Annotated in this window: 14 protein-coding genes; all 14 read right to left on the bottom strand. The window is 39.3% G+C overall.

Annotation, left to right across the window (positions count from 1 at the left end; all coding sequences use genetic code 11):
• The 14 genes from V179_RS0122305 to V179_RS0122240 all read right to left on the bottom strand — a co-directional run bounded on the left by V179_RS0122305 (window position 1) and on the right by V179_RS0122240 (window position 14,750).
• Window positions 1-444, bottom strand: coding sequence for a low molecular weight protein arginine phosphatase (locus V179_RS0122305; RefSeq protein ID WP_028393432.1), 444 nt, complete (start codon window positions 442-444; stop codon window positions 1-3).
• Between the two features lie 269 nt (window positions 445-713).
• Window positions 714-1,268 (bottom strand): manganese efflux pump MntP, encoded by a 555-nt coding sequence (locus V179_RS0122300; protein ID WP_028393431.1) that lies wholly within the window; start codon window positions 1,266-1,268, stop codon window positions 714-716.
• Between the two features lie 392 nt (window positions 1,269-1,660).
• Complete coding sequence (locus V179_RS0122295) at window positions 1,661-2,707, bottom strand: L-threonylcarbamoyladenylate synthase (protein ID WP_028393430.1); 1,047 nt, start codon at window positions 2,705-2,707, stop codon at window positions 1,661-1,663.
• Between the two features lie 185 nt (window positions 2,708-2,892).
• The gene (locus tag V179_RS0122290; protein ID WP_028393429.1) at window positions 2,893-3,327 is read right to left on the bottom strand and encodes a GNAT family N-acetyltransferase; all 435 of its coding nucleotides are present in this window, start codon (window positions 3,325-3,327) and stop codon (window positions 2,893-2,895) included.
• A gap of 459 nt (window positions 3,328-3,786) precedes the next feature.
• Window positions 3,787-4,806 carry a stage II sporulation protein R gene (spoIIR, locus tag V179_RS30275; protein ID WP_028393428.1) on the bottom strand — a complete coding sequence of 340 codons (1,020 nt, stop codon included), beginning with the start codon at window positions 4,804-4,806 and terminating at the stop codon, window positions 3,787-3,789.
• A gap of 479 nt (window positions 4,807-5,285) precedes the next feature.
• The gene (gene prmC / locus V179_RS0122280; RefSeq protein WP_028393427.1) at window positions 5,286-6,149 is read right to left on the bottom strand and encodes a peptide chain release factor N(5)-glutamine methyltransferase; all 864 of its coding nucleotides are present in this window, start codon (window positions 6,147-6,149) and stop codon (window positions 5,286-5,288) included.
• Complete coding sequence (gene prfA / locus V179_RS0122275; protein WP_028393426.1) at window positions 6,142-7,212, bottom strand: peptide chain release factor 1; 1,071 nt, start codon at window positions 7,210-7,212, stop codon at window positions 6,142-6,144. Before prfA ends, prmC begins: the two co-directional genes overlap by 8 nt.
• Window positions 7,213-7,401: 189 nt before the next feature.
• Complete coding sequence (locus tag V179_RS0122270) at window positions 7,402-7,824, bottom strand: hypothetical protein (protein ID WP_028393425.1); 423 nt, start codon at window positions 7,822-7,824, stop codon at window positions 7,402-7,404.
• A 194-nt stretch (window positions 7,825-8,018) separates the two neighbouring features.
• Window positions 8,019-8,636, bottom strand: coding sequence for a thymidine kinase (locus V179_RS0122265; RefSeq protein ID WP_028393424.1), 618 nt, complete (start codon window positions 8,634-8,636; stop codon window positions 8,019-8,021).
• Between the two features lie 219 nt (window positions 8,637-8,855).
• Entirely contained in the window at window positions 8,856-9,065 is a 210-nt protein-coding gene (gene rpmE, locus V179_RS0122260) for a 50S ribosomal protein L31 (RefSeq protein ID WP_028393423.1), read from the bottom strand.
• Between the two features lie 361 nt (window positions 9,066-9,426).
• A complete protein-coding gene (gene rho / locus V179_RS0122255; protein WP_028393422.1) occupies window positions 9,427-10,707 on the bottom strand; it encodes a transcription termination factor Rho in 1,281 nt (426 codons plus the stop codon).
• Between the two features lie 333 nt (window positions 10,708-11,040).
• Window positions 11,041-12,003, bottom strand: a complete 963-nt coding sequence (glpX, locus tag V179_RS0122250) for a class II fructose-bisphosphatase (RefSeq protein ID WP_028393421.1) — start codon at window positions 12,001-12,003, stop codon at window positions 11,041-11,043.
• Window positions 12,004-12,098: 95 nt separating this feature from the next.
• Window positions 12,099-13,385, bottom strand: coding sequence for a UDP-N-acetylglucosamine 1-carboxyvinyltransferase (locus V179_RS0122245; protein ID WP_028393420.1), 1,287 nt, complete (start codon window positions 13,383-13,385; stop codon window positions 12,099-12,101).
• Window positions 13,386-13,892: 507 nt separating this feature from the next.
• Window positions 13,893-14,750: a class II fructose-bisphosphate aldolase gene (locus tag V179_RS0122240; RefSeq protein WP_028393419.1), complete on the bottom strand. Its 858-nt coding sequence runs from the start codon at window positions 14,748-14,750 to the stop codon at window positions 13,893-13,895.
• Window positions 14,751-14,893 lie beyond the last annotated feature (143 nt).

Below are 14,893 nucleotides of genomic sequence, written 5' to 3'. Positions count from 1 at the left end.
TTATCTACCAATTCTCTCAATCAATCCTTCAATTAATCTTTGAAGCTCAATGAAAGTTTCCTCGTACATTTCTCTCGAACCCCCGTATGGATCGTAAACATCCATGTTATTCGGGTCATCAAGTACAAATTCTTTCAATGTAAAAGTCTTTTCCGAAGATTGTGGATAGGAAGATGCTATCATAGCTTTATGTCCTTCTGTCATCGTAAAAATATATGTAGCCCAATCCAATTCAGTTTTCGTTAATAGAGTAGATGAATGATTTTGTTGAATATTTTGATCAGATAAAACATTTTGTACATGGTATGAGGCTGGATGGCCTACCGAAGCATATATACCAGCCGATTTCACTTCAACCCCAGACAGTCGCTTGGCTTTTAGTATCGCTTCCGCAATAGGGCTTCTGCATGTATTCCCGGTACAAACAAATAATATTCGAATCATTAAATTCCGCCTCCTCCAATTCATTATAGAGATCCACTCTTAATTCTAAAACCTTGTTCCTGCATTCTCTATGATAAAAGTACCATTTCTTCCTTATCAACGTCCATGATAATTCGAACAATATTTTGACATTTTATTCGAGATGACAAAGGGATATTTAATATCTATTGCGAACAGTCTTACACAAAAAGTCGTCTCATTAAAGAAGAGGTAACAAAAAAAAGCCAGATTTCAACAACCCTTTCTGACTTCGGTACAATCATTCATGATTAAAAAGAAAGCAGAAGCTTTATACCGAAAGCACATAATATGCTTCCGCCCAGCACTTCACTGTAAACTCCGAGCAATCCTTGAATTTTCCTTCCTGTTAACAACCCCAGCCAAGTAAGCAAGGTAGCCGCAATACCAAAGCATAGAATCGTCAGTAGTGTTTTCGCTCCATAAATTCCTAAAGTTAGACCGACAGAAAAGCTATCCAAGCTCACACTAATCGCAAAGATGAATAACCCTTTCCCTACTGGAGCAAGAAGTGGGGTATCTCCTCCTCGTATTCCCGATATACACATCTGAATTCCGAGGACGATAAGTAATATTCCGCCAGCGTAAACAGCAAACACACCAAAATGTCCTGAAATAAACCGACCGGCTGTCATACCTGCCAGAGGCATCCATATATGAAAAAAACCTACTGTCAAACCAATGAATAAGATTTGTTTAAGCCTTAACTTAAACATTCCCATGCCAAGCCCGACAGAAAAGGCATCCATTCCCAATGCAAATGCCATTAGCATTAAAGTGACCAGCTCTCCCGTAACAATACTCACTTTCCCCTACCCCCCCGGACGTGCCTACTTCATGTTATGCATGTCCAAGAGAACTTAGAAGCACAAAAGCTGAAAGCGGGTTGAAAAGAGAATGAACAGCTACTATACATCTTATAAGACAACAAAGTAGTTACCACTTTCTGTACAAATCCATTATCCCGGATTAACGGAAAGTCAAGAGAGGCTTAGAAGAATCGAAGAAGTGTAGGTAGGGGACAACCGCCCGTAAAAGCCCGATTGGTGAGATACAGTGGAACTTACCGATGCACGAGCAGACGTAAAGTTTACACACATAGACGCGGCACACTTAGTCTGTGATTCATTTGATCTTAGTAACAGTAGAACGAGACTAACAATCAGTGGGGATAAACCCCACTAATTGAAGTTTCACTTTATTCTTCCTTGATTAGTTGATGCCCTGCTGCTTTAAGCAAGCGGTTCATAATAGCATGGCCTATACCTGCCTCTGGATACACTTCAGCTAAAATAATATCTACATCTAGATCGTTGAATGTCCGTAATGTATCATATAATTTCGCTGCAATTGAATGTAAATTAGCCAGAGAACCTGAACACACGAGATAATCCGCTTGATAATCATGCTCGTGCTCTTCTGGCACCATAACAGCAACCTTCTTGCCTACTGCTTGGTACTGCTCGATTATCTGTTGGAAAAATCCCTGTTTACCATCGATTAAAATAAGCGGTGCATCCGGCGCATAATGAGTATACTTCATTCCAGGTGACTTCGGTGTAACTGCTTGATTTTTAAGCGATGCATCTTCCTTAATAGGTCCAATAACAGCTTCTAGTTCTTCTTTTGTTACACCACCAGGTCTAAGAATGACAGGTACCGGTACTGTACAATCAAGTACAGTCGATTCAACTCCTACACCCGTAGAGCCGCCATCGACTATTCCAGCAATCCTCCCATTTAAGTCATCCGAAACGTGTTTCGCCGTTGTTGGGCTCGGTTTTCCTGATGTATTAGCACTTGGAGCCGCAATCGGCACACCACTCATACGGATTACTTCAAGTGCAACGGGATGATCTGGCATTCTGACCCCTACAGTTCGCAAACCCGCTGTCACACTATTTGGTAAAGCTCCTTCTTTTTTTTCAAGAATGAGTGTGAGAGGACCTGGCCAGAATTTCTTAATTAAAGTCTTTGCTAATTCAGAAATCTCTGTCGTGATTTCATTTAACTGTTCCATTGATGCGACATGAACGATTAACGGGTTATCATTAGGGCGGCCTTTCGCTTCAAATATTCTCTTCACCGCTTCATCACTTTTAGCATTTCCTCCTAAACCATAAACAGTCTCAGTTGGGAAAGCCACAACCTCATTATTTGCCAGTAAACGGGCTGCTTCTGCTAACTGTGGATAACCCTTTTTCTTATCCACATCTTTATCCACTACCCACAAATTAGTTTCCATCATTAACACCTTCGCCTTTTTTACATTATGTTCTATTTTTCTTAAAAAAACTCTTATTATTTCACCTTTTATTAAAAAGTTACTTTGAAAGTATAAAAGATGACTGTAAATAAAACAAGCGTTATCCACAATTTGTGGATAACGCTTGCTTATTTGTGAATAACTTTGTGAATATGTTGATGAATTCAAAGAATTTTCTGCATTAACCAACGATTTTTCTGTTGGATTAACTTTTCCACATGTGGAGAACTTTTTATTTCTTCTTCGATGTCCACTTTTCTTTCAAAACCAAACGCTTCAAAAAACGCGAGCGAACTTTGTTTCTCTGTCACAAGATAGATCGACGCTAATTCGCGACTTTTAGCCGCAAGCAACATATATTGGATGAGCTCGGATATTTTTTCTGCAGGAAAATCAGGTGTAACCACAAAAGATCTTAGCAAGCCAGAATTCTTAATAGGGATTAATCCAATCGTTCCTACAATCTCACCTTCTTCGTGTCTAGCGACTATAAAATACTGATAGTACATTTGTAAATCTACTTCTCCTACATCAGCTTCCGATAAAAACCGTGCCAATTCTGGAATATCCATTTCACTTACTTGATAGAATGCTACCATATAATCGCTCCTCTAGTTTTTACTAGGTATATGATAGAAAACCTAAACTAGAACTTCGATTAAGAACAAAATCAAAAACGACTTGGCCATTTGCGCAAAATACAGTCAGAAAATCAAGTTATCCACATTAAATGAAACTTCCATCAGTGGAGAGATAAGCATTAATGCGAGATAGATATTTCATATGCAACAAAACCTACTTCCATAACAGAAGAGTTTAGCGTAGTTTCATTACCAACACTGTTTACGCTATGGAAGCACCATCTCTATCCTTTCATACAAAACGCCACCATTCACCATGAAGGATCTATCATGAAGCATGCTACACTCGCCCAATTTCAATGGTAGCGGGGCGGAGCCGGAATTTTGGATGTTTTCTCGATAAAATCAGTAATATCCCGCTAAGTAGATTGGCTATATTAGTAAGTCGCAAAGCCCCGTCCCCATGTCCTTCATTTATCAAAACAGCTGAGAGAATAGCTCTGCAAAAAAAGATTTTACGATAATCGGCTCTTCTTCTTGTCCATTGTAGACAGATTCCTGCTGTACAGCTACTTGATCTCGATTTAAAACAGACCGCTCCTCTAATTCTTTTCTATCATCCAGAAGACTCTGTGATTCCACTTGAACATCGATCGGAGTTTGGATTTCTTCTTTCTTCTCAACCGAACTCACCGCTTCCTTTTTCTCTTCAACAGGATTCTCTATTACTTCTTTCTCCTCGACTGAACTCTCTGTTTCTTTTTTCTCTTCAAAAGAAATCTCAGTTTCTTCCTTCTCTTTAACAGGAACCTTTATTACTTCTTTCTCCTTAACTGAACTCTCTATTCCTTTTTTCTCTTCAAAAGAAATCTCAGTTTCTTCCTTCTCTTTAACAGGAACCTTTATTACTTCTTTCTCCTTAACTGAACTCTCTATTTCTTTTTCAACAGGACCATCTGGTTCTTCTATCCCCTCTTCAAAAGGCGTCTGACTTACCGCTGTTCCATTTGAAAAATCAAGAAAGCATAAGGGAGGAAATAATACACACCACCAATTAGCTCCTTCACCCTCTCCAAGTGTAACGACAATTGCCTCGTATTCGCCAGCCGGATATAAATATTGGCCATACAACTTTGTTGGGAATTCAGCTTTACCGAATTTCACCGAAACTGCTTGATCCAAACCTTTTTCAGCTATTATTCTTTCTGCAATTTCCTCGATTTTTGGAATGTTAGACGAAATGATTGCTCTTGCTTCGTCCAAGGATGTTAAATCTTCAACCCATAACGTTATTTCCTTATTTACTTCATCACGAATGAGTCGCTTAACTGCTTGATCTGCCTCTAAATCACTGTTAGCAAGAATCCTTAATCGAATCGCTTCATCAGGTATCATTTCAGTTTCCTCAACTGTTGCCGCCACTTTAGGCATATATAAACTAACGATTGTTCCAATTGTTAAAATTAAAAGATAGATAATTGCTAAATTTTTTCTCATCTTCTTCCTCTCCCCTCACAAAAATAGTGTCGCCAGAAAGGGGCTGTCTTAAACTATATATCTAAAAAAATAAGCATTCCTTTATTAAATATTTTAGAAGTATACTAGAATCATAGTCCTACATAACGTTACATCCTGTAGCACGCTACACTCGCCTAATCTCAATGGTGGCGGTGCAGAACCGGAATTTTGGATGCTTTCTCAATAAAATCAGCGGGGCTTTCTTCATCCCCCACCCATGCTCCTCGGATTCCTCCCAGCCTTGAGGTTAGGGGTTACTGCCCGTTAATGCGGGATAAATAGATTGGCTATATTAGTAAGTCGCGAAGCCCCGCCCCCAGTCCTTCATACAAAAAAAGACCAGTTCACACCCAAACGGCGCTAAGCTGGTCTTAAATTGGTAGGAATAGATAAGGGGCTGACGCTTCGAATCCTCGCTTTTAGAGCCCTCCTACTTAAAGTCATTACTTTTGTTTTTCTTAAAGTTCAGCAAAAACCATACGATCCTTGCCATTAATATCGTATTCAACACTGACCAACGCTTCAGGGAAAGCTTTCTGCAACATTTCAGCAACAGCACTTCCTTGTCCTGCACCAAATTCAAAGCCGATCAGTCCTGGTTTTTTCATAGCAAGAGGAAGCTCCTCCATAAACCGACGATAAAATTCTAAACCATCCTCCCCCGCAAATAAGGCACGATGTGGTTCATGCTCGGTTACAACGACTGACATCGTGGCTTTGTCGGCAATTGGAATATAGGGTGGGTTGGAAAGTAGAATATCAAACGTTTGTCCCTTTGCAATAAACGGCTTTAATAAATCTCCTTGGACCCACTCAACCTCTGCCACTAAAGCCTTTCCATTCGCCTTAGCAACTTCCAATGATGGATTTGCGATATCTGTAGCCGTCACAAGCAATTTGGGACATTCAAGCTTCATCGTAATAGCAATTGCACCGCTTCCTGTTCCAATATCCACAAGCTCAAGCGGTCGCTCTACAGGAAAGAGTTTTTTTATTTTCAAAAGTGCATGTTCAATTAATTCTTCTGTTTCCGGTCTAGGGATCAGAACTTCTTCATTCACCGTAAACGTTCTGCCGTAAAACTCCTCAGACCCAGTCATATATTGAACCGGTGTTCCCTTCGCATGTTTTTCCACAGATTGTATGAATGTCGAGCTTATTTGTTCAGGAAGTTCGTCATGTAATCTCGCAAGCAGCTGTGATCGATTTACTCCAAGGTAATGTTGCAGTAAAATCTCCCCTGCATTCCTATCCCGATTATGCTCCATCAGAAAAGAAGAAGCCCAATTCAGGGCTTCATATACTTTGAACGACTTAATCATCCGCATTTTGCAGCTTGGAGGATTGATCCTCTACAATTAATGCATCAATTATATCATCAAGCTTACCTTCTACTATTTGATCAAGCTTCTGAATTGTCAAACCAATTCGATGATCTGTCACACGATTTTGCGGGAAGTTATATGTTCGAATTCGCTCTGATCGGTCGCCCGTTCCAACTGCCAACTTACGGTTTTGATCGTATTCAGCTTGAATTTCCCGATTAATTTTATCATACACACGAGCACGCAAAACCTTCATAGCTTTTTCTTTATTTTTAATCTGTGATTTTTCGTCCTGACACGAAACAACCGTATTGGTAGGAAGATGCGTTAATCGAACAGCAGACATCGTTGTATTTACACTTTGTCCACCAGGTCCACTAGAAGCAAAAGTGTCAACCCGTATATCTTTTTCATGGATTTCAATTTCAACTTCTTCAGTTTCAGGCAATACAGCTACCGTAGCTGTTGACGTATGAATTCGACCACCTGACTCTGTTTCAGGAACTCGTTGAACACGGTGTGCACCATTTTCAAATTTCAATTTAGAATATGCACCGTTCCCATTAATCATAAAGATGATTTCCTTATAACCGCCTAACCCCGTTGCATTCGCTTCAATAACTTCCGTTTTCCAACCTTGCATCTCAGCATAACGGCTATACATCCGATATAGACTTCCAGCAAATAACGCTGCTTCATCCCCACCAGCTGCACCGCGAATTTCCATGATTACGTTCTTATTGTCGTTTGGATCTTTAGGAATAAGAAGAATTTTTAATCGAGCTTCCAACTCCTCAATATTGGATTCAAGTTCGTTCAACTCTTCTTTAACCATTTCTTTCATATCTGCATCAAGCTTTTCCTCAAGCATCGCTTTCGCTTCTTGATATTGTTCCCGAATTACTTTATATTCCTTATACGTAATAGCGGTATCTTGAATATCCGATTGTTCCTTCGAGTATTCTCTAAGCTTATTGGAATCATTGATCACTGCAGGATCACTTAATAATTCATTTAATCGTTCATATCTATCCTCAACTGCCTGTAGTCGATCAAACACTCTGTTCACCTCATAATTTCATAAGAAGGATGTTCCACAAAAGGATTTGACCCTTTCGTTACGGAGCACACCATCCATTGATTTATCTCTTTAACTTTCAGCCTATCCATTTCATGTTAATTATAGTATAGGATAATAATCAACGTCAAAGACAATCGGATGAAGGATGCTTGAATCGGAAATCTTACATTAATGTTCTCGCTTTACATCGATATGATAACGCGGCAAAGCTTGACTCAATAGACGATAAATACGTTTCTTCTCCTTCTTCCATTCCGATTCTGTTTTTATTTTCCCATGATCTTCAATGGTCACAACCATTGAAAGTCCATTTACCTGGACACCCGTTGCCTCATAACCTGTCTCTACCTCAACGGTTTTACGAGCATGCTCAATGTCAGCGCCATCAGAAGTGGCTGTATTCGATACACTGTATGGGGTATTCAACAACTGATCAGCAGGCTGATTACTATAGTGCCCCCTATCACTCGTTACCTTTTTCAGATTACTTGAAGCATCTTCATTCACATTATTTTTGTCACCTGCGTTGTTTGTCAAACCATTACACCCTGTTAATAACGCAATAATTACGAAAGACCAAACTGTTTTCATATGGAACCCTCCTTTTAATCACGCCCTTATAAGGCTTAATAATAGGCTTCCCATATTAAACGCAAAAAATAGGCGAAAATAAATGACGAAAAAGGGCCAGACTAAAAACAACTACTATAGATCGTTTATGGCGTGAAGATGGCACTTAAACGATCTATAGAGTGTAAGGTCAGACCCTTCGGATTATTTCTTCATTATTCTGCATAATTCTTGACGATTCGTTTCATCTTCTCTGACTTTCCAGGCACCATGTGATGATGTCTACATCTAGGCTCATATGCTTCCGATGCTCCAACGAGTATGATCGGCTGATCATAGGCAGCTGGAAGTCCATTGACAAGCCTTTGAGTTCTACTTGCTGCTGATCCGCAAACCGCGCAAACAGCTTGAAGCTTCGTGACTGACTCTGCTAATGCCATTAAAACCGGTACAGACCCGAATGGCTCGCCACGAAAGTCCTGATCCAATCCAGCTAAAATGACCCGATAACCGCTATCCGCAAGATGCTGGGCAACTTCTACAATTTCTTCATCAAAAAATTGTACCTCATCAATCGCAATAATATCTATTTTTTTATTGAGATAATTAAAAATCTCAGTAGAATGCGAAATCGGTTTTGCCATAACAGACGATCCATTATGAGACACAACAGCTTCTTCCGCATAGCGATTATCAATAACAGGTTTGAAAACAGCAATGCTCTGTTTCGCAAATTGAGCTCGGCTGACTCTTTTAATTAATTCCTCCGATTTCCCTGAAAACATACTACCGCAAATCATCTCAATCCAGCCAGATTGTTTCATTTCATACATTGAAACAGTCACTCCCCTTTCCAGCTATTACCCTTTCTTCCGACCAATTTCTCATTATCAATTCGTCCTGATCCTTGGTCTAAAAACCTAATTTACTTTCTTGAACAACTCTTATAATAACGCCTTATTTCAGGCAATCTTAGTAAAAATACCATTAATTTACGATAAAAAAAACAGGCAAGGACATGCACTTGCCTGTTTCGGAAGTTTTCATTATTACTATTGTTGTGATTTAAGACCGTATTTTTTGTTGAAACGGTCAACACGTCCGCCAGCTTCAGCGAATTTTTGACGACCAGTGTAGAATGGATGACATTCTGAACAAGTCTCAACTTTAATTTCTTCTTTGATTGAACCAGTTTCAAATGTATTCCCGCAAGAGCAAATAACTTTTGCAAGTTTATAATTTGGATGGATTCCAGCTTTCATTCTTTTCAGCTCCTTCTGCCCTGAATCATTCTGAAACAGAGTTATAACTTCAATGCGAAGAGAAGTAACCCTCACATAAATTGTAAAAACACATGCACTTATTATAACAACTGTAGTCGAGATATGCAACTACTTGTTACATTTTACTAAAAGCAACGTAATCTGCATCTAAAACAAGACATCCGCCTAGGAACGTTGATGTTAACGTATCCCATCTAGTTAGCAACCCCTAGACGATTTGAATCACTGCTTAATATTTGGCTCTGTTAAACTTGCCTGTTGATTGCAACGAGAAGCGTTCGCTTTCCGCTCCATCAACATAGTGCCAAAATCAACAACTAAATTTAACATAGCCTAGTTTTTAAGAACGCTTAGATGCTGCCAAACCTTTTTTCATTTCTTCTTCCAACTTACCAAAAAATTCTTCATTGCTCTTCGTTTGCTTTAAACGTCTCAGGAATTTCTCTACGAAATCCGGTGAGTCTGACATTGTTTTGCGGATTGCCCATAACTTATCAAGGCGATCTTTCGGAATTAACAATTCTTCCTTCCGTGTTCCAGAACGTCTAATATCAATCGCAGGGAAGATTCTTCTCTCAGCTAAAGTACGATCCAGATGAAGCTCCATATTTCCTGTACCTTTAAATTCTTCATAAATGACATCATCCATACGCGAACCTGTATCAACAAGCGCCGTTGCAAGAATGGTCAAACTTCCACCTTCTTCAATATTACGCGCTGCACCGAAGAATCGCTTTGGTCGATGGAATGCCGCCGGATCAATACCACCTGAAAGAGTACGTCCACTCGGTGGAATCACCAGGTTATAAGCTCGGGCAAGACGGGTAATACTATCCATCAGGATGATTACATCGCGTTTATGTTCCACAAGTCGCATTGCGCGTTCAAGAACTAATTCTGCCACTTTTATGTGGTTTTCAGGTACTTCATCAAACGTTGAGCTTACTACATCACCAGCAACTGAACGTTCAATATCAGTTACCTCTTCTGGTCGCTCATCAATTAAAAGCACAATTAATTCTGCTTCTGGGTGATTCGTTGTAATTGAATTTGCAATTTCTTTAATTAGCATCGTTTTACCCGCTTTTGGCGGAGCAACTATCAAACCACGTTGACCAAACCCCACAGGAGCAAGCACATCCATAATTCGAGTAGATAAGTATTTCGGAACCGTTTCCAGTTTGACTTGGCGATCTGGATACAACGGAGTCAAGCCAGGGAAATGCACACGTTCTTTTGCTGATTCTGGGTTGTCACCGTTGACTGCTTCAACATGAAGCAAACCATAATAACGCTCATTTTCTTTTGGAGGTCGTACTTTACCTGATACTTTATCACCATTTCTTAGATCAAACCGACGAATTTGTGAAGCGGAAATGTAAATATCTTCAGAACTTGGTGAGTAGTTAATCGGACGTAAGAAGCCAAATCCCTCAGATGGGATAATTTCAAGCACACCTTCCATGAATAATAATCCATCTTGCTCAGCCTGTGCTTTTAATATCGCAAAGATTAGTTCTTTTTTGGAAAGCTTGCTGTAATACGATACTTTGTACTCACGAGCATGCTCGTACAAATCTTTTAATTTCATGTTTTCTAAATTCGAAATAGTTAAATTCATTTTGGCACCACACTTTATATAATTAACGGTTACATCCATATCATACATAGATAACATGAATGGTTAATAAATGGCAATAGGGAGAGTATCCTTTTTGCTAGAAGATAATGAATGACATCTTTACTTGTAAAGAAGAATAATATAGAAGGCTCATAAATTAGGAGTATTAAAAAAGCAGTTGATTTAATCTAAAATATTTTTATTTATAAAAACAACCCTTATTGTACTTTCTTTATTTTAATTAATCAACTTAAATTTTTTTACAGAGAAAGCGAGCAGTGAATACCGCCCGCTTTTATTGAAGAATTTCTAAAATCCACGAGGTAGAATGGGTTAACGCATGACTAAGTTTGGTTTCTTTTTCAAGCTATGACGCCCTTCAACAAAGCGGACTGTTCCGGATTTTGCTCGCATGACAACTGAATGAGTTTCGCCATAATTTCCTTTGAATTGGACACCTTTTAATAATTCTCCATCCGTGACTCCTGTTGCAGCAAATATTGCATCGTCACCACGAACAAGGTCTTCCATTCTTAACACAGCTTTGACATCAATCCCCATTTTCATACAGCGTTCAGCTTCTTCATCATTTTGCGGAAGCAGTTTCCCTTGAATTTCTCCACCAAGGCATTTTAAGGCAACAGCTGAAATGACGCCTTCAGGTGCTCCACCGCTTCCAAATAAAATATCAACGCCAGTATGATCAAATGCTGTATTGATAGCTCCAGCTACATCGCCATCATTAATTAACTTAATTCTCGCTCCCGCATCACGTAATTCTTGAATAATTCTTCTATGTCGCTCTCGGTTTAACACCGTTGCTACAACATCTTCAATGTTTTTATTCTTCGCTTTTGCGACAGCCTTTAAGTTATCAAGAACCGAGGCATTGATATCAATTAATCCAACCGCTTCTGGACCAACAGCGATTTTTTCCATATACATATCAGGCGCGTGTAGTAAATTACCATGATCTGCGACTGCTAAAACGGCAAGAGCATTCCAGCCACCAGATGCAACAATATTCGTTCCTTCTAAAGGGTCTACCGCTACATCTACTCGAGGTCCATAGCCTGTCCCAAGCTTCTCCCCGATGTATAGCATAGGAGCTTCATCCATCTCTCCTTCACCGATGACAACTGTCCCTTTCATCGGAACGGTATCAAATACATCTCGCATCGCAGTTGTGGCTGCATCATCCGCTTCCATTTTCAAGCCTCTACCCATCCAGCGGGCTGATTCCAATGCCGCTCCTTCTGTCACGCGAACGAGTTCCATTGATAAGCTTCTTTCCATTGCGTTTCCCCCTTAGTGTTACTAACATGTTATTTATTTAAAATAGTATAACACATTATTCAAGTGATGTAACACATTGAAAATTAAGGAAGTAGTTACTCTTTAAACTGTTCAATTTCTTCCATAGTCATTTCCTCACGCCAAATCGTTGCACCAAGTCCTGATAACTTCTCAACAAGGTGGCTGTAGCCTCGGTCGATATGTTCAAGACCTGTTATTTCCGTGATACCTTCTGCCATAAGACCAGCAATAACAAGAGCTGCTCCAGCGCGCAAATCACTTGCCTTTACTTTCGCACCTTGAAGTTGAACAGGTCCGTTAATTATGGCCGCACGTCCCTCAACTTTAATGGTTGCATTCATTCTACGGAGTTCATCAATATGTTTAAAGCGCGCACCGTAAATCGTGTCTGTAACCATACTTGAGCCAGTTGTTTTCGTTAATAATGAAGTAAAAGGCTGTTGAAGGTCTGTGGGGAATCCAGGATAGACGAGCGTTTTAATATCGACAGACTTTAATGGAAATGATCCAGGGGACACGAAGATTTGATCATCTCCTGTTTCTATATTTACACCCATTTCCCGTAATTTAGCAATCAAAGATTCTACATGTTGTGCTATGACATTATCAATTATTATACCTTTTCCAACCGCTGCAGCCATTATCATAAACGTGCCTGCTTCAATTCGATCAGGAATAATGGTATGTCTGCACCCGTTTAGCTTTTCAACGCCATCAATTCGAATAACGTCTGTACCTGCCCCTTTAATCTTCGCACCCATATTTGTCAATAATGTCGCTACATCAATGATTTCCGGCTCTTTAGCTGCATTTTCAATGGTTGTGCGACCTTTCGCAAGCACTGCTGCAAGCATAATATTAATCGTTGCCCCTACACTCACAACATCCAAGTAAATTTTTGCGCCACGAAGTTCATCCGCTCGTAAATAAATCGCCCCTTGCTCATTTGTAACTTGGGCACCGAGTGCTTCAAATCCTTTAATATGCTGGTCTATTGGACGAGGCCCTAGATGACACCCACCTGGCAAACCGATAACAGCCTTCTTGAATTTACCAAGCATGGCCCCCATCAAATAATAAGAAGCACGTAATTTCTTTACTCTACCATTTGGCAATGGCATTGAAACCATTCTTGATGGGTCTACAGTCATCTCTCCATCGCGAAAATCAATCTCTCCTCCTATTTCCTCGAGGAGCGCTTTCAACATTTGTACATCCGATATATCTGGTAACCCTTCAATGGTAACAGTAGAATCAGCTAATATTGTTGCAGGAATGAGGGCTACGGCACTATTCTTAGCTCCGCTTACTCGAATGCTCCCTTGTAAAGGGTACCCACCCGCAATCTTAAGTTTTTCCATAACGAACTCCCTTCTAAACTGGTGAAGATCTCACCCAAAGGAACAATGGGTTATTTTACCATTATAGACATATATTTTTCACTTTACTAGTTTGCACAAAAATTCAAAAGTCATGTACAAAATTTTATTAATTTTTTGTAAGGATAGATCTAGTCCAGAACGAAAATGCTTCATTATTAGAAAGCGTTTACACCTTTGCTTTTCATTCCGATATTTTGCTTCGGATCTCCTTTTATATAAGAATCGTTCCTAGCACTTCAATATTTTACGTTCCTGAAATAACCCTCCTAAAGTGTAATTTCATTGTCACTCTAGTTTATATGATAGTGGAAAAAATTCCAACTCTTTAAAAAGAGATCGTCTAAAAAGTCCTATTAAAATTCAGGAATAATAACATTAAATACCAATCCATACTTTTTTAGCACCAATAATAAAATAAGAGTTTCTCTTCCACTTCACATAAAATGTAAAATAGAAGAGAAACCCTTGTTTACTTCAAAGTATAACTTACGCTTGTCCAGCAGAACCGAATTCGCGAATTTTTCCAATAACTACTTCTTTAATTGCGTCACGTCCAGGTACAATGTATTTACGTGGATCATATACTTTTGAATCGTTGTTCAATACTTCACGAACAGCTTTTGTAAAAGCAATTTGGTTTTCTGTATTTACATTGATTTTAGATGTTCCTAGAGAGATCGCTTGTTGGATATCTTTTGTTGGGATTCCAGTTCCACCATGAAGAACTAAAGGAATTTGTGTTAAGTCACGTACTTCTCCCATTTCTTTGAATCCTAGGTTTGGCTCACCTTTGTATTCACCGTGTACAGAACCTAAAGCTGGAGCAAAGCAGTCAACACCTGTTTGTTTAACTAGATCTTCACATTCTTTAGGATCAGCATAAATAACACCTTCTGCAATCACGTCATCTTCTTGACCGCCAACTGTTCCAACTTCTGCTTCAACAGAAGCATTTTTAGAATGAGCATATTCAACAACTTTCTTCGTTGTTTCAATATTTTCTTCAATTGGGTGGTGTGAAGCGTCAATCATTACAGATGTAAAGCCAGCATCAATTGCTTCTTTACATTTATCAAAACTTGAACCATGGTCTAAATGGATTGCAACTGGTACTGTAATTTTCATATCTTCTAATAGGCCCTGAACCATCATAACGACTGTTTTAAATCCGCCCATGTGACGAGCAGCACCTTCTGATACTCCAAGAATAACAGGTGATTTTTCTTGTTCAGCAGCACCTAAAATAGCTTGAGTCCATTCTAAGTTATTAATATTAAACTGCCCAACTGCATATTTACCTTCAAGAGCTTTGTTAAGCATTTCTTTCATCGAAACTAAAGGCATAATCATTTCCTCCTACAGTAAATGTTCTTCTAACTACTAATACTCCTTAGAGGTTTCCACAAACTTTTCTAGATATTCAAGAATGTGAATGTCTCTTTTTCCTTTATAAGCATATCAAGACAATCAAAAAACAGCAACAAATT

Origin of the sequence: Bacillus cihuensis (assembly GCF_000504145.1) — a bacterium.
Taxonomy (GTDB): Bacteria; Bacillota; Bacilli; order Bacillales; family DSM-1321; genus Peribacillus; species Peribacillus huizhouensis.
The sequence above is the reverse complement of the archived record's forward strand: the minus strand, read 5'-3'. Positions and strand labels throughout refer to the sequence as shown.